Origin of the sequence: Streptomyces sp. NPDC060232 (assembly GCF_042726555.1) — a bacterium.
Classification (GTDB): Bacteria; Actinomycetota; Actinomycetes; order Streptomycetales; family Streptomycetaceae; genus Streptomyces.
Map to the genome: position 1 here is coordinate 118,413 of NZ_JBHXAG010000002.1, position 25,044 is coordinate 143,456.

Consider the following 25,044-nt stretch of genomic DNA (forward strand, 5'->3'; position numbering starts at 1 on the left):
ATGGACAAGAAGCGAGCGCTGCTGCTCGAGCTGCTGGGGCAGGTTGCGGGCGCGCAGGCGACGGACGCGGCCGGTGGCGACGAGCCCATCGCCGTCATCGGCGTGGCCGGCCGGTACCCGCTCGCCGACACCCCCGACGACCTGTGGGCGAACCTGCGGGACGGCCGGAACTGCGTCACCGAGGTGCCCGCCGACCGGTGGGAGGCCGACGCGCACTACAGCGCGGACGGCTCGGTGGCCGGCCCCACCACCGGCCACACCAAATGGGCCGGATTCGTCGCCGACGCGGACAGGTTCGACCCGTTGTTCTTCCAGATCTCGCCGACCGACGCCGAGAACATGGACCCCCAGGAACGGCTGTTCCTGCAAACCGCCTGGGAGACCCTGGAGGACGCCGGCTATCCGCCGCACCGCCTCGGAGCGGGTAGCCCGGTCGGCGTCTTCGTCGGGCTCATGAACAGCAACTACGAGTGGATGGGCGGGGAGGCCAGTGCCCTCGGTGTGCACACCGACGCCCACTCCGACCACTGGTCGCTCGCCAACCGGGTTTCCCACGTCCTCGACCTGACCGGGCCGAGCCTGGCGGTCGACACCGCCTGCTCCGCCTCGCTGACGGCCGTCCACCTGGCTTGCGAGAGCCTGCGCCGGGGTGAGTGCGAGGCCGCACTCGCGGGTGGAGTGAACCTGATCCTGCACCCCAAGCACCTGGCCCTGTACTCGCGCCGCAACATGGTCTCCCGCGATGACCGGACGAAGGCCTTCGGCTCCGGCGCGGACGGCTTCGTGGCGGGGGAGGGGTGCGGTGCCGTACTCCTCAAGCCGCTGAGCCGGGCCGAGGCCGACCGGGACCGCATCCTCGGCGTCATCCGGGGTACGGCGGTGAACGCGGGCGGCCGGACCGTCGGCTACACCGTGCCCAGTCCCGCAGCCCAGGCGGCCGTGATCAAGGCCGCTCTGCGGCGCTCCGGAGTGGACCCGCACACCATCGGCTACGTGGAGGCCCACGGCACGGGCACCCCGCTCGGAGACCCCATCGAGATCGCAGGTCTTGCCGAGGCGCTGGGCGGGCGCACCGACGGCGCCACCGTCGCCGTCGGGTCGGTGAAGTCCAACATCGGCCACCTCGAATCGGCGGCCGGCATCGCCGGGCTGACCAAGGTGCTCCTCCAGTTGCGGCACGGGCAGATCGCCCCGTCGCTGCACTCGTCCGAGCTCAACCCCGAGATCGACTTCGACGCGACCCCGTTCGCCGTCCAGCAGAAGCTGGCCCCTTGGCCGAGGATCACCGTCCCGGGTGCCGACGGGCGCCCCACGGCCCTGCCGCGCCGGGCCGGCGTCAGCTCCTTCGGCGGCGGCGGCGCCAACGCCCACGTCGTCGTGGAGGAGTACACCGGCGGACCCGACCGCCGGCCCCCGGCCCCCGGCCGACGGCTGCTGGTCCTCTCCGCCCGCACCGAGGAGCAGCTGCGGGAACAGGCCGGCCGACTGGCGGCGGCCCTGGCGTCAGGCGTACACGGCGCGGACCCCGCCGCCGCACGGCCGGACGCCCCGGCTTCGGACCCCGGCCCGCTGGCCGCCTGCCTGAGGCTGGCCGCGGACGTGCTCGCCGTCGCGCCCGAGGACCTCGACCCGGACTGCGACCTGCTCGACTTCGGGTTCGGCGCCGCAGAGCAGGCAGCCCTCGCCGCCGCCCTGGGCAGGGAGTTCGCAACGGAAGCGCCCGACCTGGACTGGGCCGGCACCACCCTGCGCGACCTCGCTGCCGCCCTCGCGGTCACCACCGAGGACCCGGCGCGGCAGCCCGCACCCTCCGCCGCGGACCCGGCGCGCCTGGCGGACGTCACGCACACCCTCCAGGTCGGCCGCGAGCCGATGGACGTCCGCCTGGCCTTCACGGTCGGGGATCTGGACGAACTGCGCGAGCGGCTGGCCGCCTTCGCCGAAGGACGTCCCGTGCCCGGCGCCCGCCACGGCCGGATCACCGGGCGCCGGGGCACCGACGCGGAAGGGCGGGCGCGCCTGGAGCGCGCCCTGGCCGAACGCGACCTGGAGTCCGTCGCCGAACTGTGGACGGCGGGCGCCCGGGTGGACTGGGACCGCCTGGAAGAACCCGGCACCGTCCTGCGGACCGCGCTGCCCACGTACCCCTTCGCCCGCCGCAGGTACTGGATCCCCCAACTCCCGCCGCGCACCGGGACGGCTGTGGTCCTGCCGGCGGCGACGGGCCGACCCGTGGCCGATGCCACGGACGCCGCCACGGGTTCCGCCGCCGGCGCCGGCACCGACGGCGGGGCCCGCATGGGGCACTACCGACCGGTATGGGAATCCGCCGGGCCGACCACGGCCGCACCCGGCTCCGGCGCCGGCACGGTGCTGATCCTCGCCACGGCGGCCTCGGCCGGCCTCGCGGAGGCCGTTGCCGCCCGCTACGCCGCCGGCACGGCGCGCATCGTCCGGCTCGACGGACCCTCCGCCGAGGGATGGGAGAGCGCTGCCGCGGACGCCGACCACGTGTACCACCTCGGCGGCATCGCCAACGCCTCCCTCGACGAGGGCCAGCGCCTCGGCCTCGTACCACTGTTCACGCTCCTGCGGCGGTTCGGCCGCTCCTCGCGGGAGCACCGGCTCAGCGTCGTCACCGGCGGCGTCCACCGGCTGCCCGCCGACGGCGGCGACAACCCGTATGCCGCCGCGCTCCACGGCCTCGTCCAGGTCGGTCTCCGGGAACTGCCGCGACTGCGCGCCGCCTGCGTCGACGTGGCCGACACGGAGGCGCACGGCGGACGCGACGGCCTCGCCCGCACCGCCGCGGCCGTGACGGCCGAGCCGTGCGACCGCACCGGTGCCACCGTGCTCGTCAGCGGCGGGACCCGGTACCTGCGCCGACTCGTGGAGCTGCCCCGCACGTCCCCCGCGACGCCCGTCTACCGTGACCGCGGCGTGTACCTCGTCGCCGGCGGTACCGGCGGCGTGGGCCTCGCGCTCAGCGAGGAGCTGGCCCGAGCCCACCGCGCCCGGCTGGTCTGGATCAGCCGCAGTGCTCCCGGTACCGCGCAGCAGGCTGCGGCGGACCGCATCCGGGCCGCCGGCGGCGACGTCCTGCACGTCGCAGGGGACGTCACCTCGGCCGACACCGTCCGGCGGGCGGTGCGGGAGGCCGAGGACCGGTTCGGAGCCCTGCACGGGGTGTTCCACTCCGCCATGACCTTCGACACCCGCACGCTCGCCGAACTGGACGAGGCCGGCTTCCGCCGTGCCGTGGGGGTCAAGATGGAGGGCAGCGCCGCGCTCGTGGAAGCCCTCGGCGACCGTCCGCTGGACTTCCTCGTGCTCTTCTCCTCGGTGGGGGCGTTCGCGGGGGCCGCGGGCAACGGTACGTACACCACGGCCACGGCGTTCCAGGACGCGTACGCCCGCACCCTCGACCGCCACCTGCCCCACCCGGTCCGCGTCATCAACTGGGGCTACTGGGGCGAGATCGGGTCCGGCGACCGGCCCGGATTGCGGCGCATGTTCGCCGACCTCGGCATTGAGCCCTTCGGCACGGTCGCAGGCCTTGCCGCCGTTTCGGAGGTGATCGCCGGACCGTACGCCCAGGTCATGGCGATCCGCGCGCACGCCCGCGGCCTGGCCGCCCTCGGCATGGCCCTGAGCACCCGCGCCGAAGCGGGCCCCGGCTCCGGAACCGGGCTGCCCGTGGCCGCGGACCCCGCCCCCGTCGACGCGGTGGCGGCCGCCCACCGGCGGCTCGACCGGTTGAGCGAGGCCGCGCTGCTGCACGCTTTCCAGCGCATGGGCGTCTTCACCGACCCCGGAACCACCCATCCCAAGGACGGCCTGTCCGACCGGCTCGGCGTGGCACCCAAGTTCGCGCGCCAGTACACCGCCCTGCTCAACATCCTCGTAGGGGCCGGGTACCTCGCCGACGAGGGCGCGCACCTGCGGGTCCTGCCCGCCGCCCGGACCCGGGCACCCGGTCCGCAGGACCTGCGCGAGGCGTTCGACCGGCTGGCCGAGGACCGGCCCGACCTGGCGCCGACCGTGACCCTCACCCGGCTCTGCCTGGAGCGTTACCCCGAGGTGCTGCGCGGCCAGGTCCGCGCCACCGAGATCATGTTCCCGGACGCCTCCATGGAGTTGGTCCAGGGGCTGTACCAGGGCAACCCGCTCACCGACTCCTTCAACGACGCGGTCGCGGAGGCCGTGCGCCGAAGGCTCGCGGAGCTGCCCGGCGACGCCGGCGCAAGGATCGTCGAACTGGGCGCCGGGACGGGAGCCACGTCCGAGCGCGTCCTCCCGGTGCTGGCCGACCGCGCCGGCCCCGCCGAGTACTGGTACACGGACATCTCCGCACGCTTCACCGAGCACGGCGAGGAACGCCTCGCCGGACGTTACCCCTTCACCCGGTTCCGGGTGCTGGACCTTGAACGGGAGGTCGAGGAGCAGGGCTTCACGCCCGGCACGTTCGATGCGGTCGTCGCCACCAACGTCCTGCACGCCACCCGCGACCTGCGGGCCGGCCTGCGCAAGGCCCGGTCCCTGCTGCGGCCCGGCGGGCGGCTGGTGCTCAACGAGCTGACCACCCTACGCTCGAGCAACACCGTCGGCGGCGGCGTCCTCGACGGTTGGTGGCTGTCCACCGATCCCGAACTCCGCATCCCCGACGCCCCGCTGGCCTCGCCCGATACCTGGACCCGCCTGCTCGCGGAAGCGGGCTTCGAGAACGTGGAAGCCTGGCGCGGCACCGCCTCCGACGGCTCCGACCTCGGTCAGAGCGTGATCGTGGGGACCTCTCCCGGCCCGGTCGCCACCGCGCCCGCCGAGGCCCCCGGCGCCGGCCGGCCGGCCGGCCGTGCCGAGAGCGCCCCAGTCGGCCGCGGGCCCGCCGAGGGCTTCGGCGAGGGGCTGCTGGCCCGCCTGGCGGCGGTCACCGAGCGTGCCCTGAAGCTGGACGAGCCCGTCGACCCCGACCGGCCGCTCCAGGCGTACGGCTTCGACTCGCTGACCGGCATGAAGATCGTCTCCGCCGTCGCGGACGAGTTCGGCGCCAAGGTCGACCTGAACGACTTCTACGAGTACCCGACGCTGCGCGAGGCGGTCGGCCACTTCGTGGAGAGCGGCAAGATCGGCCCGGACCCCGCCGGTGCCTCCGCGGGTGCGGCCGCCCCGCCGACGGCGGCCCCGGCACGGGAGAGCTCCCCGGCCGGTCCGGCCGGACCGGCCGGGACGACCGGCGGGGCCGCCCCCGCCGCCCGGGCCTACCGGCTCCGCCCGCCCGCCGCGGTGCCCGAAGACCGCCTCCTGCCACTCTCCCGCGGGCAGCACGCCCTATGGGTGCTGGACCGGCTCGCCGAAGGCACCACGGCCTACAACCTGCCGCTCGCCTCCTGGATCGATCCTGCGGTCGACGTGGCCGCCCTCCGCACCGCCCTCCAGAGCATCCTCGACCGCCACGACCAGCTGCGGGCCACCGTGCACCGCCGCGAGGACGGGCCGGTGCTGTCCGTCGCCGGCTGGCTGGAGCTCCACTTCGACCACCGCCACCTCGCCGTCGACGACGACGCCGCCGTCCTCGAGCACGTCCGTGCGCAGGCGCGCCGCCCGTTCGCCCTGGACCAGGGCCCGCTGGTGCGGGCCACCCTTTTCGCCCTCCCCGACGGCCGCCAGCTCCTGCTGCTCCTCTTCCACCACATCGTGTTCGACGGGGTCTCCATCGGGGTTTTCCTGCGCGAACTCGAGGACGCCTACCGCAACGCGGCCGCCGGCGTCGCGCCGTCCGCATCGCGCCCCGCCCGCGACCACGCCGCCTTCGTCGCCGAGCAGCAGCGGATGCTGGACGGGCCGGAGGGTGCGCGCCTGCGCGACCACTGGCGGGCCAGGCTGGCCGGAGAGCCGCCCCTGCTCCAGCTCCCGCTGGACCGGCCCCGCCGTGCCGTTCCCGGCCGCCGCGGCGCCAGCGTCGAGGGCCGGCTCACCGCCGCCGCGACCGGGGCCGCCCGTGCCCTGGCGCGGGACGAACACCGTTCCCTGTTCGCGGTGTTCGTCGCCGCGTACTTCGCCCTGCTGCACCGCTACGGCGGCCAGCGGCGGATCCACGTCGGCACACCCACCGCGGGGCGCCCCGGCAGCGCCTACGACGACGTGCTCGGATACTTCATGAACATGGTGGTCCTCGCCGAGGACGTGGATCCCGACCTGGACTTCCGCTCCCTCCTCGGCCGCGTGCACCGCACCGTGACCGAAGCCCTGGAGCACGGCGCCCTGCCGCTGATCGAAGTCGCCGATCTGCTCCCCCGGGACTCCTCAGGTGCCCCGGCCGAGCCTTTCCAGGCTGCGTTCTACTTCCAGAACTGGCTCGAACGGCACCGGCCCCAGGACGGCCTCGTACGGGGGCCCGTCGACGGGGTTCACCAGGAGGGCGAGTTCGAGCTCACCCTGGAGGTCATCGAGGAGCGCGACGGCTGCCGCTACACGCTCAAGTACGACCCCGACCTGTTCGACGAGGACACCGCCCGCCGGATCGCCCGGGACTACGAACGATTGCTCGACGGCCTCCTCGCGGACCCCGGCCGCGAGCACACGGCCGTACCGCTTCTCGACGAACACGCACTCCGTGTCCTGCACGAGGAATGGAACGGCACCCGCCGTGACTACCCGCGCGACCGGCTCCTGCCCGAACTCTTCGAGGAGCAGGCCGCACTGCGGCCGGATGCCCCCGCAGTTACCCACGGCGGCACCCGGCTCACCTACGGTGAACTCGCCGAACGCGTCGACCGGCTGGCCGGCCACCTGCGCAGGCTCGGTGTGGCGCCCGGCCGTACCGTCGGCGTGCTCCTCGAACGATCCGCCGACATGGTGGTCGCCCTCCTCGCCGTGGCCCGCGCGGGCGGCGCGTACGTGCCCCTCGACCCCGGCTACCCGGCGGAACGCCTCGCCTACATGGCCGAAGACGCCCGCCTCCACCTGCTGATCGCCCACGAGGCGACCGCCGCCCCGCTCGCCGGCGCCGGTGTCCGCACCGTGTTCCTCGACGGCGATCGCGACCGGGAGGCCATTGCCGCCGGCGCGGGCACGGGCGGCGAACCCGGTGCGACCCCCGAGGACACCGCCTACGTGATCTACACCTCCGGCTCGACGGGTCGGCCCAAGGGCGTGGAGGTCGGGCACCGCGCCCTGGTCAACTTCCTCGCGTCCATGGCCCTCGAACCCGGTTTCGGTCCCGAGGACCGCCTGCTCGCCCTGACCACCGTCTGCTTCGACATCGCCGCGCTGGAGCTCTTCCTGCCGCTGGTCACCGGAGGCAGCCTGGAGATCCTGCCCGCCGAGGACGCGCGTGACGGCATCCGGCTGCGCCGCGCCGTGGAAAGCGCACGGCCCACCGTGGTCCAGGCGACCCCGGCCACCTGGCGGATGCTCATCGCCGCCGGCTGGCAGGGCGACCCGGACCTCAAGGTGCTGTGTGGCGGGGAGGCTCTCGACGCCGACACCGCGCTCCTGCTGGCCGAGGGGAACCGGGAGTTGTGGAATCTCTTCGGGCCCACCGAGACCACCATCTGGTCCGCCGCCGCCCGCATCACCCCCGGCGACCCCGTCACCCTCGGCCGTCCCATCGCCAACACCCAGCTGTACGTGCTCGACGTCCGGATGTCCGAGGCCCCCATCGGCGTGCCCGGTGAGCTGGCCATCGGCGGCGACGGCCTCGCCCGCGGCTATCTCGGCCGGCCGGCTCTCACCCGCGAGCGCTTCGTCGACAACCTCGTGCCGGGAGCCCCGTCACCCCGGCTGTACCGCACCGGCGATCTGGTCCGGCGGCGGCCCGATGGCCGGATCGAGTACCTGGGCCGGATGGACTCGCAGGTCAAACTGCGGGGCTTCCGCATCGAGCTCGAAGAGGTCGAGGCCGCGCTGCGCCGCCGCCCCGGCGTCCGCGAGGCCGTCGTCGTGGCCCACGGAACCACCCCCGACAACGTGATGTTGCGCGGCTTCTGCGTCCTGGAGGACGGAGCCGATCCGGAGACGGGACTCCCGGGAAGGGACGACCTGCGCGCCTGGCTGCCGGACTACATGGTCCCGGACGTCCTGGTCGCCGTTGCCTCGCTGCCCCGCACCCTCAACGGCAAAGTGGACCGGGGGGCACTGGCGGCCCACCCCCTCGGACTCCCGGGCCGGGATCCCGGGGCAGCAGCCCCCGCCTCCCGCACCACCGGGCCGGCGCAGGCCGGCTCCGGCCCCGCCGACGAAATCGCCGCACTCGTCGCCGACCTGGTGGGGCTCGCTCCCGCCGAGATCCTGCGGGACACTCCGCTCGGCTCGTTCGGCATGAACTCGGTGGCCTTCACGGCCCTCGCCACGGCCATGGCCGCGCGGTTCGGCATCGAGGCCAACCCCACGCTGTTCTACCGGTTCCCGACGATCACGGCGCTCACCGCGCACCTCGCCGCCGCGCACCCCGAGCGGTTCGCAGCACCGGCACCCGCCCCCGAGGGCGGTGCCGCTGACGCGGCCCGCGCCACGGGCGACATCGCACTGATCGGGATGGCTGGACGACTGCCGGACGCACCCGACCTCGCCACGTTCTGGGAGCACCTCTCGGCGGGCCGCGACCTCGTGCGGGAGATCCCGGCGGAGCGCTGGGACTGGCGCGCCCACACCGAAGGATCGCGTTCGCGGTGGGGCGGGTTCCTGCCGGACGTCGATCGGTTCGACGCCGCCTTCTTCGGGATATCGCCCCGCGAGGCCGAGCTTATGGACCCGCAGCAGCGCCTGGTACTGGAGACCGCATGGCATGCCCTCGAGGACGCCGGCATCAGGCCCGGCGACCTCGCCGGCCGCAGGGTGGGCGTCTTCCTGGGCGTCACCAACTCCGAGTACCCGGAGGTGCAGCGGGCCGCCGGGCGCGGCATCGAGGGGCACACCGTCACCGGTTCCGCCCTCTCGGTGATCCCCAACCGGCTCTCCTACCTGCTGGACCTCCGCGGTCCGAGCGTGGCCGTCGACACCGCCTGTTCCAGCTCCCTGACGGCCGTCGAGCAGGCTGTGGCCGCCCTCCGCGACGGGCGCTGCGACCTGGCACTGGCCGGGGGCGTCAGCCTGATCCTCACACCGTCCCTGTACGTCGCGCTCAGCCGGGGCGAGATGCTCAGCGAGGACGGCCGGTGCAAGGCCTTCGACAGCCGTGCCAACGGCTACGTCCGCGGCGAGGGCGTCGGCGTCGTGGTCCTCAAGCAACGGGAGGCCGCCGAACGCGACGGGGACCCCGTGCAGGCGGTCCTCAAGGCCGCGCTCACCGGACACGGGGGGCGGACGAACTCGTTGACCTCGCCCAATCCCAATGCACAGGCGGACCTCGTGCTGCGGGCACACCGGGAGGCCGGGACCGACCCGGTGACCGTCGGATTCGTCGAGGCGCACGGCACCGGCACGGCCCTCGGCGACCCCATCGAGACCGCCGGTCTCAAGGACGCGTTCGCCGAGCTGTACCGGGACGCGGGCCGGCCGCAGCCCGAGCACCCGACCTGTGTGCTCGGATCGGTGAAGACGAACATCGGTCACCTGGAGGGCGCCGCCGGCATCGCCGGGCTGATCAAGACAGTGCTGGCGCTCAGGCACCGCACGATCCCCGCCACCTTGCACTTCGAGCAGCGGAACCCGTACATCGATTTCACCGGCACCCCCTTCGAGGTCGTCTCCGAGGCCCGGCCGTGGCCGGCCCCGCGCGACGCCGCCGGTGAGGCCCTGCCCCGCCGGGCCGGCGTCAGCTCCTTCGGGTTCGGGGGGGCCAACGCCCACGTCGTCGTCGAGGAGGCGCCGACGCCGCCCGACCGCGCTCCGCGCGCGGGAGGTCCCCTGGTCTTCCCGATGTCGGCACGCACGGACGCGGCGCTCGCCGGAGCTGCGAGGCGCCTCGCCGCGTTCCTGCGCACGGAGGACGCCGACCTCGGCGACGTGGCGCACACCCTCCAGCACGGCCGGGAGCAGTACGCGCGGCGCACGGCAGTCGTCGCACGCGAACGCGCCGGGCTGCTGGCCGGCCTCGACGCGATCGCGGCAGGGGACCCACCGCCCGCCGGTGCCGCCGACGCCGCCGATGCCACCGCCGCCGACCGGGAGGCCGGAGTCCTCGCCCGCCGCTGGTCCGGGGGCGACACCGTGTCGTGGCCGGCGTGCGGTCCGCAGGAGCGACCGGCACGGCGCATCCCGCTGCCCGGATACGCCTTCGAGCGGACCCGGCACTGGGTCGCGCCCGGAGCAGCAGGCACCGCTGCGGCCCCTTCTGCTCCGGCGGGTCCCCTGCACCCGGGCCTGCTCGACGCCGACGTCTGCGATCCGCACGGAACGGCCTTCGACAAGCTGCTCCGCGGGGACGAGTACTTCCTCCGTGACCACGTCGTGCACGGCCGTCCCGTCCTGCCGGGCGTGGCCTACCCGGAGATGGCGCGCCTGGCCGGTGAACTCGCCCATGAGGGCGGGGCCCGGGTGACCCGGGTGGAGGACATCGTCTGGGCCGCTCCCGTGGCCCTGGACGCCGGGCCGCGACAGGTCCGGGTGCGGCTCAGCGCTGCGGGATCCGCCCCGGCCGCAGCCGACTACCGGCTGATCGCCGTCGACGACGGCCGCGAGGGCGTCGTGCACGGCACCGGCCGGCTGCTGTTCGACGTGCCGGTGCGGGCCGGACGCATCGATCCCGGGGAAGTGCGCGGCCGCTGCCCGCACGTACGGGACGGAGCCGCCTGCTACACCGAGTTCGCCCGGCACGGTTTCGCCTACGGCCCGTCCCTCCGGCTGATCGAGGAGGTGGCGTACGGAGCCGACGAGGCCATCGCCCTGCTGAGCCCGCCGTCCGAACCGCGGCGGGGCGAGCCGGGCCACCGGCTGCACCCCGCGGTACTCGACGCCGCCCTGCAGACGACCGGGGTCTTCGCCGCTGCCACGGACGACGTTCCCCACCTGCCCTTCTCCATCTCCGCCGTGGAGGTCCTCGGCGACCTCGACCGGGCCCGCCACGCCCATGTGCGCCGCAACGGCGGGGACGCCTCCTTCGACATCGACGTCACCGATGCCGACGGACTGGTCCTAGCCCGGATCGAGCGGCTCACGCTGCGGCCGGTCCCCGGACGCACTGCCGGCGCCGGCCGCTCGGCGCACGCGGACCGCACGGCGCACGCCGAGGCGGACCGCGCCGCCGGCAGCCTCCTCGTCCCGGTCCCGGTTCCGGTCCATGCTCCCGCCCCGGTTGTCCCCGCCCCCGGCGGCACCGTGCTGTTGCTGGACCCCGAGGCGACCGCGGCGCCGGAACTGCGCGCCGCCCTGGAGGCCCTCCCCGGCACGACAGTGATGTACGCGGGGCCCGCCGGCCCGGAGGAGGCCGCCGGGGCGGCCCGCCGGCTCGGCGCCGTCCGCGGCGGCCCGCTGAGGGTGGTGCACGCGGCCGCCCGCGGGGGAGACGTCCGCCGGGCGGCCCGGCACGGCCTCGGCACCGCCGTCGCCTTCTGCCGTGCCTGGTTCGCCGAACGGTCGGGGCCGCTCGGCTACGTCCACCTGGCCGCTGAGGGTTCCCCGCACGCCGCCCTCGACACGGCGATGGGTGCCTTCGCCCGTTCCGTCCGTCAGGAGAATCCGGACCTGGCCTTCAGCGCCGTCACTGTTCCCGCCGAGCACGATCCGGCAGCCGTCGCCGCCCTCGTCCTGGAGGACCTGCCTGCCGAGCTGCGGGTTGACACCACCGGCCGGTACGTGCCGGGGTGGCGGGCCGTCGCGCCCACCGCCCCCGGACAGCGGCCGTTCGGTGCCGGTGGGGTGCACCTGGTGACCGGTGGAACCGGCCGGCTCGGACTCCTCGCCGCCGAGCGGATCGCCGCCTCCAGCGGGGGCACCGTGGTACTGACCGGCCGCTCGGCCCCGACCGGGTGGACCGGCGGGCACCCCGCGCCCGGCGGAGGGCGGATCGAGTTCCTGCGGGCCGACGTCACCGATCGCGAGCAGGTCCGCACTCTGGTCGCCGAGGCGAACCGGCGCTTCGGGCCGGTCACCGGTGTCACGCACGCGGCCGGCGTGCTCCGCGACGGCCTGTTGCTCCACAAGACCGCCGAGGATGCGGAGGCGGTCCTCGCCCCCAAGGCGTTCGGAGCGGTCTGGCTCGACGAGGCGACCGCGGACCAGCCCTTGGAGTACTTCACCGCGTTCTCCTCGATGGCCGCCGCGCTGGGCGGGGCGGGCCAGGCGGACTACGCCCACGCCAACGCCTGGCTCGGGGCCTTCCTGGCCGCGCGCGAGGAGGCCCGGCGCCGCGGAGAGCGCAGCGGCCGCAGCGTGGCCGTGGACTGGCCGCTGTGGAGGAACGGCGGAATGCGCGCCGACGAGGCGTCCGTGGCCCGGTTGCGGACCGAACTCGGCGTCGAGCCGCTGGAGTCCGGCACTGGTCTCGCCCTGTGGGAGGCGGCGCTCCTGTCGGGCGAGCCCCGCGTCCTTCCCGTCGCGGGCGACACCACCCGGCTGCTGGAAGTGCTGGACGCGCCCGCCGGGACAGACCCCGGGCCCGCCCCCGTCCCGTCCCCAAGGGCCGGCGACCCCGCAGCCGCGCTCCCGTCCGCAGGACAGGTGGAGGCCCGGCTGGTGCGGGTGGTGGCGGAGGAGCTGGGCATGGCCGCGGCCGACCTCGACCCCACCGAGTCCTTCGAGCGGTACGGGCTCGACTCGCTGCTGGTCATGAGCGTCACGCGGCGTCTGGAGGAAGACTTCGGACCACTCCCCAAGACCCTGTTCTTCGAGTATCTGACGGTCCGTGAACTCGCGGCGCACCTGCGGGAGCGGCGCCCGGAGCAGGCGGCCGCCTTCGGCGCTCCGCCGGAGCAGGGGGGCGTGACCACGCAGCCCCCGGCGACGACCGGGGGCAGCGCGGCGGCCGCCGCACCGGTCACCGTCGCAGCGGCCGCCCCGGCCCGGCGCGTGAGCGTCCGTGCAGCGGAAGGGTCCGCCCCCGACGTCACGGCCGACGCCGGACGGGACGACATCGCGGTCATCGGCGTGGCGGGCCGCTACCCGCAGGCCCCCACCCTCGACCGGTTCTGGCAGAACCTCCGGGACGGCGTCGACGCGATCGAGGAGGTCCCCGCCGACCGGTGGGACCACTCGCGGTACTACGACCCGGACCGCCGGGTGGCCGGGAAGGCGTACGCGAAGTGGGGCGGCTTCCTCTCCGACGCCCACGCCTTCGACCCGATGTTCTTCCGGATGTCCAAGGCCGAGGCCGACCACCTCGACCCGCAGGAACGCGTCTTCCTCCAGACCGTCTGGCACCTCTTGGAGGACGCCGGCCACACCCGGCAGAGCCTCGCCGGGGTCCGCACAGGCCTCTACGTCGGCATGATGTACGGCCACTACCAGCTGTACAACGTCGAAGCGGCCTTGCGCGGAACCGGGGCGGCCACCTCGTCCTCGTACGCCTCCGTCGCCAACCGGGCTTCCTACTTCTTCGGATTCACCGGTCCCAGCGTGGCCGTCGACACCATGTGCTCGTCGTCGCTCGTCACCATCCACCTGGCCGCCCAGGCCATTCGGGCGGGGGAGTGCGAGGTCGCCGTGGCGGGCGGCGTCAACATCACCAGCCACCCGGTGAAGTACCTCCAGCTCTGCCAGCGCGGGTTTCTGTCCACGGACGGCCGGTGCCGCAGCTTCGGGGAGGGTGGCGACGGCTACGTGCCCGGCGAGGGGACCGGCGCGGTCCTCCTCAAGCGGCTCACCGACGCCGAACGCGACGGCGACCGCATCCTCGCCGTCCTCAAGGGCTCCGCCGTCAACCACGGCGGTGCGTCCAAGGGGTACAGCGTCCCCAACCCGCGCGCGCAGGGCGACCTGGTCGGGGCAGCCCTGGACCGCGCAGTCCGCGCCGGACTCGACCCGCGCGCCGTCACCTACATCGAGGCGCACGGCACGGGCACCGCCCTCGGCGACCCCGTCGAGATCAGCGGGCTCACCCGGGTGTACAGCGACCGGGAGGCCACCGGCGGCGCCATCGCGCTCGGGTCGGTGAAGTCCAACATCGGGCATGCCGAGTCGGCGGCCGGCATCGCAGCCGTCACCAAGGTCCTGCTCCAGATGCGCCACGAGGAGCTGGTGCCGTCCCTGCACGCCGAACGCCTCAACCCGAACATCGACTTCGACGCCACCCCCTTCACCGTCCAGCGGGAGGCGGCCCACTGGCCCGCGCCCGCGGACGCCGACGGCAGGCCCCTGCGCCGGGCGGCCGGAGTCAGCGCCTTCGGCGCCGGAGGCACCAACGCCCACCTGATCCTGGAGGAGTACGTGAGTCGGCCCCGGCCCCGGAGCGCGGCGGAACCGCGCCTGTTCGTCCTGTCTGCCCGGGACCGCGGTCGGCTGGCCGAACACGTCGGCAACTTCGCGGACTTCCTGCGCGGGCCCGGTGCGGCCACCGACCCGGCGGCTCTGGCCTGGACCCTCCAGACCGGCCGCGAGGCCATGGCCCACCGGCTCGCCGTCGAGTTCACGGACGTGCCCGGGCTGCTCCAGCGGCTCGACGCCCACCTCGCGGGCGGTGCGAACCCCGCCGGTGTGTGGACAGGGGAGGCCCGGACGGGGACGCCCGCGACCCGGCCGGGAGCGCAGTCCACGCTGGCGGAACAGGCCGCGCACTGGGTCGCCGGCGGGGTCGTTCAGTGGCGTCACGGGTCCGGCCCCGCCCCCGTCCGACTGCCGTTGCCGCTCTACCCGTTCGAGCCGGAACACTGCACGGTCGGCGAGGCACTGCTGCCTGCGCCGGAGGCCGTGTCCGAGCCCGCCCCCGCGCCCGAACCCCTCACGGGCCCGGCGGCTCACGGCCTCGGGGCGGAGCCGCCCGCAGAAGCCGCCCTGCTCGTCAAGGACTGGTGGCCCGCTCCGGCCGGCACGGGGGAGCTTCCCGCCTCCGTCGCCGTACTGGTCGGCCCTGGCTCCGAGGAGCCGGCCCGGCTCCTCGCCGCGCGACTGCCCGGGGTCCGACTGCTCCGGCCGGCCGACCTGGCGGCCGACTCCGACCCCCGCCCCGCTGCCGTCGTCGACCTGACGGCATACGCGGCGGCCGACTCCGGCGACGAGGGACTGGACGTCTGGCTGCCCTGGCTCCAGCGCGTGGTGGCCACGGCCGCCGCCGGAAGCGCCGCACCCCTGCTGCTCTGCGTCACCCGGGGCCTCCAGCGCGTCGGCGCGGAACCGGTGGCGCGGCACGGAGGAGCCCGCGCCGGCCTCTACCGGATGCTCCAGAGCGAGTACGGCAGTCTGCGCTCCCGGCACGTCGACCTCGAGGAAGGGACCGACGGGCCCGACGCGGTCCGCGCGGTCCTGGCCGAACTCGCCGTTCCGGGCGATGAGAACGAGATCGCCCACCGGGGAGGCGACCGGCTCCGCGCCGTCCTGAGTGAACTGCCCGCCGCGGGCCTGTCTGAGGCCGGACCCGCACCCTTCCCGAAGGACCACGTCCTGCTGGTGACGGGGGGCACCCGCGGTCTGGGCCTGCTCGCCGCCCGCCACCTCGTGCGGACCCGGGGCGTGCGCCGGCTGGTCCTGACCGGGCGCGAGCAGCTGCCGCCCCAGGAGGAGTGGCAGGGGCTGCGGGACGAGGACTCGTCCCGCGGCGAGAAGATCAGGGCCCTGCTGGCCCTGCGCGAGGAGGGCGTCCGGCTGGAGGTATGCGCCCTGCCGCTGTCGGACCCGGCCGCCGTGGCCGGGGCGCTGCGCGCGATACGGGCCGACCTCGGGCCGATCGGCGGCGTCCTGCACTGCGCGGGGCTCGCGGACGCCGAGTACCCGGCCTTCGTGCGCAAGCCGCTGGAGCGGGTACGCAGGGTCCTCGAACCCAAGGTCGCGGGGGTCGACGCCCTCGTCGACGCTCTCGCGGGAGAGCCGCTCCGCTTCCTCGTGCTGTTCTCTTCGGTGGCCGCCGCCGTACCGGTGCTGGCTGTCGGACAGAGCGACTACGCCATGGCCAACGCCCACCTCGACCAGCTCGCCGCCGCCGGGCCGCACGGCCTGCCCATCGTCAGCGTGCAGTGGCCCAGCTGGCGGGAGTCGGGCATGGGGGAGGTCCGTAGCTCGGCGTTCCTGCGCACCGGGATGGCGGCCCTCTCCGACGCCGAGGGCCTGGCGGTCCTGGACCGGGTGCTGGCCGGAGGCCTCGGTCCCGTGGTGCTGCCCGCCGTGGTCGCGGACCGCGAGGCGTGGGACCCGGCCGGCCTGACGGCGAGGCGTCCCGGATCCGGGCCCTCCGCCGCACCGGCGACCCGGACCGCGGCCCCCGCAGCGGCCGACGCCGCCCCCCGGACGGACGTGGCCCCCGAAGTCGTCGACGCCGCCGTGGCGTGGCTGCTCGCGGTCCTGGCGGAGGAACTGGGATTCGCCAGGGACCGGCTCACCGCCGATACGCCCATCGAGGACTATGGCATGGACTCGATCATGGTCACGCAGTTGATCGCCACGACGGCCAGGCAGCTGGGCACCGAGATCGACCCGTCGTCGCTGCTGGAGCACTCCACGGCCAATGCCTTCGTCGGCTGGCTGGCAGCCCGGCACCCCGACGCGCTGTCGGCGGCCTTCGCTCCGGCCGCCGGGGAACCCGGTGGATCCCGGCGGGGCGGGGAGCCCGCGGCGCCCGCCCCCGCCCAGGCGGAGCCGGCCCGGGCCGTGCCCGCCACCGTGTCCGGCTCCGCCGTGACCGTGACCGTGCCCGACCCGGCCCGGGCAGCCCCCGCCGGGGCGGCCTCCCACGGGTCCGAGGGGCCGCTGGATCTGGCCGTCGTGGCGGTGGCCTGCCGACTGCCGGGTGCGCCGACCCCCGAGGACTACTGGCGGCTGCTGCGGGAGGGCCGCAGCGCCATCGGCGCCGTGCCGCCCGGTCGCTGGGGCCACCCGAGTCCGTACCGTGCCGGACTCGTCGACGGCTACGGGGAGTTCGACGCCGAACACTTCCTCGTGCCCGCCCGGGACGCGGCCGCCATGGACCCGCAGGCGCTTCTTCTGCTGGAGGAGACCCTGTCGCTCTGGCACCGCGCCGGCTACCGGCCCGAGGAGGTCAAGGGGCGCCCTGTCGGCGTGTACATCGGGGGGCGAAGCCAGCACGCACCCGACGAGGATGTCCTGTACGCCGCACGGAACCCGATCGTGGCCGTGGGCCAGAACTACCTCGCCGCCAACATCTCGCAGTACTTCGACCTCCGCGGCCCCAGCGTTGTCGTCGATACGGCCTGTTCGTCCGCGCTCGTGGCCCTGGACATGGCGGCCCAGGCGCTGCGGTCCGGCCGGATCGAGTCGGCCGTGGTCGGCGGGGTCAGCCTGCTCGGCGACGACCGGGCGCACCGGGTCTTCTCACGCCGCGGCATCCTGGCCGAGGGAACGGAGTTCCACGTGTTCGACCGCCGGGCCGGAGGCATCCAGCTCGGCGAGGGCGCGGCGCTGGTGCTCGTCAAGCCACTGGGCAGGGCGCTCGCCGACGGGGACCGCATCATGGCGGTGGTCAAGGGCCTGGCAGTCAACAACGACGGCCGCACTGCGGGCCCCGCCACCCCGAACGTCGCCGCGCAGCGCGAGGTCATGAGCCGCGCGCTGGCCATGAGCGGCAAGCGTCCGCAGGACATCGGCTACATCGAGGCGAACGGCTCCGGATCGGTCGTCACGGACCTGCTGGAGCTGAAGGCGGTGTCCGCGGTCTACCGCGACGACTCCGACGAACCGTGCGGCCTGGGTTCCATCAAGCCGAACATCGGGCACCCGCTGTGTGCCGAGGGCGCCGCCGGGTTGCTGAAGGCGGTCCTGATGGTGCACCACCGCGAAGTGGTGCCTTTCCTCTCGGGCCAGGAGCCACTGCCCCACTTCGACCTCGTGGCCTCGCCGTTCCGGTTCGACCGGGCCGCCCGGCCCTGGCCCGGCGAGCGCCCCACCGCTGCCGTCAACTGCTTCGCCGACGGTGGCACGAACGCCCACGCCATCGTCGAGGCGTGGGTACCGGATGACCCGGACCGGCCGGTCCGGACCTCGCTGGCCCTGCCCGAGCTGCGGCGGCGTTCGTTCGCGCGGACGCCCTCGGCCGCAACCGGCTCCCCGGCGGCACCGGGCGTCTTCGACGGGGACACCCCGGCCGCCGCCACCACCGACACCGAAGGAGCGCTTGTGCGCGAGGACCCCGTACGCGACCGGCTGGTCTTCTCCAGCGGCCATCCGGCGGTCGCGGGCCACCGGGTGAACGGCACGCTGCTGCTGCCTGCGCTCGCCTACATGGACCTCGTCCTGCAGGCGTTCCACCGGCAGGGGCACTCCGTGGCCGACCTCGAACTGCGGGACCTCACCGTTCTGCGCCCGCTGACAGTGCCGGACGGCGGACGGACCGAGGCCGACCTGGACGCCGTCCCCGACGGCCGGGGCGCCTGGCGGGTCCGGGTGACCGGGGCCGACGGATCGGGTGAGCCGGTTCCGTACGCGACCGTAAGGGTTGTGGCCGTCGGCCCGCCGGAGTTCGACGGCCGACTGGACCTCGCACGGTTGCCCGGGGAACCCGTGCCCCTGGACGAGGTGTACGCGCGGCACGAGGCGCACGGCCTGAGCCACTCGGGCGTCCTGCGGGCCGCGGGAGAGGTGCGGGAGGACGAGCATCAGCTGATCGCCTCGGTGGCGGTCCGGGAGGACGCCGACAGCGCGTTCCTGTGCCACCCGGCCCTGCTCGACGGCAGCGCCGTGGCAGCCGGACCGCTGTTCCGGTCGGCGGTGGAGGAGGCGGACGGCCTGTTCCTTCCCCTGCACGTGCGCTCGTTCCGCGCCGCCGGCCCGCTCGGCGGCAGCTGCGTGGCCCGCGTCGCCAAGGACACCGTGGGGCGGGCGGAGGAGATGGTGTACCTCACCGTCGACCTCTTCGACACCGAAGGCCGGCAGGTGGCCCGGCTCGACCGGCTGGCCAGCAAGCTCGTCCGACCGGGACTGCTGACCCGGTCCGGCTCCCCGCAGGCCGCCGCCGCCCTGCTGCGGCGCCTGGTCGCCGAGCGCATCGGTGGCCGGCCCGAGGACATCGACACCGGCGTCGGCTACTACGAACTCGGCCTGGACTCCGCCCAGGTGCTCGAACTGGTCGCCTCGATCGAGGAGGCCGTGGGGGAGCCGGTGTCGCCGACGCTGCCCTTCGAACACGCCACGGTACGGGACCTGGCCGCCCATCTCGGCCGGACCTATCCGCAGGCGTTCCCGGGCACCGGTGCGCCCGCACGGCCTACCCCCGCTCAGCAGGCCCCTGCCCTCCCGGTTCCCGATGGAGTGACGCCGGGGCCGGCGTCCGGCGCCCCCGTTCCGGTGACGGGTCCCGCTCCCGCCGCCGGTGGGGGCGAACCCGTCGCGATCATCGGCATGGCCGGCCGCTATCCGGGCGCTCCTGACCTGGACGCCTTCTGGACCAACCTCCGCCAGGGCCGCAGCACGGTCACCGAGGTCCCCGAGGACCGCTGGCCGCAGGAAGCCGTCGCCCACGTCCGTGGCCCGAGCGGCCGCCCCGTGTCCCGCTGGGGAGGCTTCCTGGACGACGTGGACCGCTTCGACGCCGGGTTCTTCCGGATCACGCCCCGCGAGGCCGAAGGGATGGACCCGCAGGAGCGGCTGTTCCTGGAGACCTGCTGGCAGGCGGTCGAGGACGCCGGGTACACCCCGGCGACGCTGTGCCCGCCCGCAGGCCCCGAAGGGCGGCGTCCCGTCGGTGTTTTCGCCGGGGTGATGCAGCACGACTACCTGCTCCTCGGAGCCGACGCCCTCGCCGACGGCGTCTCGGTGCCCCTCGTCCTCAACCAGGGGCAGATCGCCAACCGGGTCTCGTTCTTCTCCGACTTCCACGGGCCGAGCATCACGCTGGACACCGTCTGCTCGTCGACGCTGAGCGCCGTCCACCTCGCCGTGCAGAGCGTGCGGCTGCGCGAGAGCCGCGTGGCGATCGCGGGCGGCGTGAACCTTTCCCTCCACCCGGGCAAGTACCTCACCTACGGCATGGCGAACATGCACGCGGGTGACGGCGTCTGCCACTCCTTCGGCGAGGGCGGCGACGGCTACGTCTCCGCCGAGGCCGTCGGGGCGGTCGTCCTCAAGCCGCTCTCCGAGGCGGTCCGCGACGGCGACCACGTGTACGCGGTGATCCGCGGCAGCGCGGCCGGACACGGCGGGACGACCAGCGGCGTGACCGTGCCCAGCCCGGTCGGCCAGGCCGAGATCATCGCGCGCGCCATCGAGGACGCCGCAGTGGACCCGCGCACGATCGGGTACGTGGAGGCCCACGCGGCGGGTACCTCCCTCGGTGACCCCATCGAGGTCGAGGGCCTGTCCCGGGCATTCCGCCGGTGGACCGGCGACACCGGCTTCTGCGGCATCGGCTCGGTCAAGTCCAACATGGGCCACGCCGAGGGCGCCGCAGGCATCGCGGCCCTCACCAAGGCGGTCCTCCAGCTGCACCACCGCACCCTCGTCCCCTCCCTGCACGCGGACCCGCCCAACCCGCACCTCGGCATCCAACGCTCCCCGTTCCGGGTCCAGCGCGACCTGCGGGAGTGGCGGCCGGAGCGGGACGCGGACGGCACCGTGCTGCCGTTGCGGGCCGGCGTCAGCAACATCGGGGCCACCGGATCGAGCGCGCACCTCGTGCTGGAGTCTTACGCCGCGCCCGTACCCCTGACCGGGCCGGCCGTCCCCGCCGAGGCCTACGTGGTCCCGCTGTCGGCCCGCGACGGCGACCGCCTCACCGCCTACGCGGAGCGGCTGCTGGGCCGGCTGCGGCCGCAGGACGGCAGCGGCCTGCGGGAGTCGCTGCGCGAGTGGACCGCGGACCTCCTGGGCGTGGCCCCGCAGGACGTGGACACCGCCGCCGCCTGGGCGGACCAGGGTGTGGAGGCGGTGCACCTGTCGGCGCTGGGGGAACGGCTCCGGGAGGCGGGCGTCGTGGTCGCGACCACCGGCCTGGCCGAGGCGGGCTCCCTCGACGCGCTGGCCGCGAAGCTCGGTGGAGCCGCCCCGGCCGCACCGTTCGAGCTCCCCGACCTCGCGTACACCTACCAAAGCGGCCGGGTCGCCCTCGCGGAGCGCGTCGCCTTCGTCGCCTCCGACCCGGACGAACTGGCCGAGCTCCTGGCCCGGTTCGTGCGCGGTGAGGAAGGCGTCGCCGGCGTGTACCGGGGCGCCGCCAAGGACCATCGCGACGTGGCCGCACTGTTCGACGCGGACGCCTTCCGTGAGGTGGTGCGCGGCTGGACGGCCCGGGGCGAGCTCGACAAGGTGGCCCGCGCCTGGGCCGGGGGCGTCGAGGTGGACTGGAGCGCCAGCCGCCCGGGCCGCACGCACCGGCGCGTCTCCGCCCCCACCTACCCGTTCGCCCGGGACCGGCACTGGCTGCCCACCGGTCCCGCGTCGCTGCGCACCGCCCCGGCGGGGTCCGGTCCTGCGACCGCGACCACCGACCCGCTCGACACCGTCCGCACGGCCGCCGCGCGGTGGCTCGGCCTCCCCGAGGCCGACGTCGAGCCCGGCGACGTGGTCCGGCACGCCCCGCTGCCGGGCGGCGTGGCGCCCCACGTCGTCTTCACCACTGGCGACGACGGAACCGTGGAGTTCACCCTGGCGGCCGGTGACACCACCGTCTGCACGGGGACCGTCCTGCGGGCCGACGGCGACGGGCCCGGCGACCGCGAGCACCTCTTCCTCGTCCGCGAGTGGACACCGGCGGCCCTTCCCACCGAGCCGGCCGGTACGCCGCAGGAGGGCCCCCGCCGCCGGGTGGTCGTTCTCGCGGGGGCGCAGACCCGCGACCTCGCCTGGGCGCTGGACCGCCACCTTCCGCCGCGCCACGAGGTGGTGGTGCGGGAGGCTGACGCCCCCGACGGGCTGCCCGATCCGCAGTGGGAGAAGTGCGACGGCTGGATCGACCTGACCGGATGCGGAACCGAGCCGGGCACCTCCGACGCCTGGCTGGGCCTGCTCCAGCGGTTCGTCGAATCAGGGCGCCGCGACGATGCGCGCGTCCTGTGCGTGACCCGGAACCTGGAGGCCTTCGGCGGCGCCCCGGTGAACCTGGCCGGCGCGACTCGGGCCGGTCTCTACCGCGCCCTCCAGAGCGAATACGCCCACCTGCGCTCCCGCCACCTGGACACGGACGCCGACCCGGTCGCCGACGTCGAGCGGCTGGCCGCGCAGATCGGCGCCGAGTACGCGGCGGCCGACGAGGAGCCCGCGGTCTGCTATCGGGGCGGTACCCGGCACCTGCCGGTGCTCGCCGAGCGGCCGGCACCCGCGGCCGGCTCCTCGCCGGAGCCATTCCCCGCCGACCACGTCCTGTGGGTGACCGGCGGGACCCGCGGCCTCGGCCTGCTCGCGGCCGGCCACCTCGTGCGCACGTACGGTGTGCGCAACGTGGTCCTGACCGGCCGGGAGACCCTGCCGCCGCGCGAGCGGTGGGCCCTGACGGCGGCGCAGGACGGTCCCCTCGGCCGCAAGATCGCCGGCATCCTCGCCCTGGAGGCCCTCGGCGCACGGGTGCGCGTGCTGGACACCCCCCTGGACGACCCGGACGCCGTTCGCGCGGCCGTCGACGCCGCGGTCCGCGACATGGGGCCGATCGGCGGCGTGCTGCACGCGGCCGGCGCCGGCGACGCCGAGCACCCCGCCTTCATCCGCAAGCCGCTGGAGTCGATCCGTGCGGTGTACGCGCCCAAGGCCGCCGGACTCGACTCCCTCCACGCCTGTCTCGCCGGCCAGCCGGTGCGGTTCTGGGTGCTGTTCTCGTCGACGGCCTCGGCCATTCCCAGCCTCGGCGCAGCCAACTGCGACTACGCGGGAGCCAACGCCTACCTCGACTTCTTCGCCGGCGCGCACGCGGGCACCCTGCCCGTGGTCAGCGTCCAGTGGTCGAGCTGGCGCGAGAGCGGGTTCGGCGAGATGACCACGCCGGCCTACCGCAGGACCGGCCTCGGCAGCCACACGGACGCCGAGGGGCTGCGCATGCTCGACGACGTGCTGGCGGGCGCGCCCGCGCCGGTCGTGCTGCCTGCCGTCCCCGAGCGGGACCGCTGGCAGCCGGGCCTGTTGCTGGCCCGCCGGATCCCGGACCCCGCACCGGGACCCGACCCCGCCCCTGCCCCGGCCGCCCCGGCCGCCCCGGCCGCCCCCGCGGCGGACCCGGCCTCCGTACCGGCCGTCCGGGCCTGGCTGGTCGAGACGTTCTCCCAGGAATTGCGCATGAGCCCCGCGGAGCTCGATGACGGCCGCGCCTTCCACGAGCTGGGCGTCGACTCGATCCTCCTGGCCCAGGTGCTCCAGCCCATCAACCGGCGCATCGCGGAGCCGATCGATCCGTCGGCGCTCTACGAGTACGCCACCTTCGACGAGTTCGCCGCCTGGCTCTCCCGTACCCACGGGGCCGAACTGGCCGCCGTCGTCGGGGCTGCCGACGGTCCCGGCGCGCAGGACCCGGCACCCGCCACGCCTGCGGTCCCGGAGTCCCCGGCACCCGCCCGGGCCGGGCGGCGCCTGGTCCCCGTACGCCGTGGATCCGGGTCCCGGCGGCCGGAGACAACCCCGACACCGCTCCCGCCGACCGCCGCTCCGACGGCCCTCACGGGACACCACGACATCGCGGTGGTCGGCATGGCAGGCCGGTTCCCCGGCGGCGACGACCTCGACGCGTACTGGCGACTCCTGTCCGAAGGCCGCTCGGCCATCACCCGCGTCGATCCCGCACGCTGGGGTGCCAGGCCCGACGACTACGCCGCCCTGCTTCCCGAGGTGAGCACGTTCGACACGGAGATGTTCGGGATTCCGCCCGAGGAGGCCGCGGCCATGGATCCGCAGGCTCTGGTCCTGCTGGAGGAGTCCCTCGTCCTCCTGGGCCACGCCGGGTACACCCGCGACGAGGTCAAGGGGCGCCCCGTCGGCGTCTACGTCGGTGCCCGCGGCCGGCTGCGCCCCGAGGAGGACACCGCGCTGTCCATCCGCGCCGTCGGCCAGAACTACCTCGCCGCCAACATCTCCCAGCACCTCGACCTGCGCGGGCCGAGCACGGTGGTGGACACCGCCTGCTCCTCCGCCCTGACGGCGATGAACATGGCCGTCCAGGCACTGCGCGCCGACGAGATCGAGTCGGCGGTGGTCGGCGCGGTCTCGCTGCTGACCACCGGCGAAGCCCACGAGGGCCTTCGCAACCGCGGGATCCTCAGCCGGGAGCCCGTCTTCCACGTCTTCGACCGCCGGGCCGACGGCGTGGTCCTCGGCGACGGCTGCGGGCTCGTCCTGCTCAAGCGGCTCGACCGCGCCGTCGCCGACGGCGACACGGTGTACGCGGTCCTGAAGGGCATCGCCGTCAACAACAGCGGCCGTACCGCCGGCCCCACGGCTCCGGGCCACGAGGCACAGAAGGACGTGCTGCGCACCGCACTGGAGCGCAGCGGCCTGCGGGGCGAGGACATCGGACACGTGGAGGTCAACGGATCCGGGTCCCAGGTCACCGACCTGCTGGAACTGAAGGCCGTCCAGGCCGTCTACCGCGACGGTTCGGACCGTCCCTGCACCCTCGGCTCGGTGAAGACGAGCATCGGCCACCCGCTCTGCGCGGAGGGCATCGCCGCCTTCATCAAGACCGTCCTGATGCTGAGCCGACGGCAGCAGGTGCCCTTCCTGTCCGGGCAGCAGCCCCTCGGCCACTTCGACCTCGAAGCCTCACCCTTCGAACTGCCGCGTTCCACACGGCCGTTGACCGATCCGACCCCGGCCGCCGCCGTGAACTGTTTCGCGGACGGCGGCGCCAACGCCGCCGTCATCCTCACGGCCTGGGACGAGGAACGCGCACCGGGCGTGCCGCTCCGCAAGCCCCTGTCGCCGACGCCGTTCGACCGCCGCCCGCTTCCTCGCGGCTCCCGGGCGGCCGTGCCGGCGCCCGCACCCGAGCCCGTGTCCGTGCCCGTGCCCGTGTCCGTGCCCGTGTCCGTGCCCGCCTGGGCACCCGACCGGGAATCAGCTCCCGCACCGCGGCCCTCCATCTGGGAAAGGTTCTGA

At 74.9% G+C, this 25,044-nt stretch carries 1 protein-coding gene; it reads left to right on the plus strand.

Translation table 11 applies throughout. The annotated features are described in order from the left end of the window. Entirely contained in the window at window positions 1-25,044 is a 25,044-nt protein-coding gene (locus ACFWFZ_RS04510; protein WP_387116526.1) for an amino acid adenylation domain-containing protein, read from the plus strand.

Coding starts and splice junctions, on each gene's coding strand:
- ACFWFZ_RS04510 (WP_387116526.1), top strand. CDS start 1: ATGGACAAGAAGCGAGCGCTGCTGCTCGAGCTGCTGGGGCAGGTTGCG.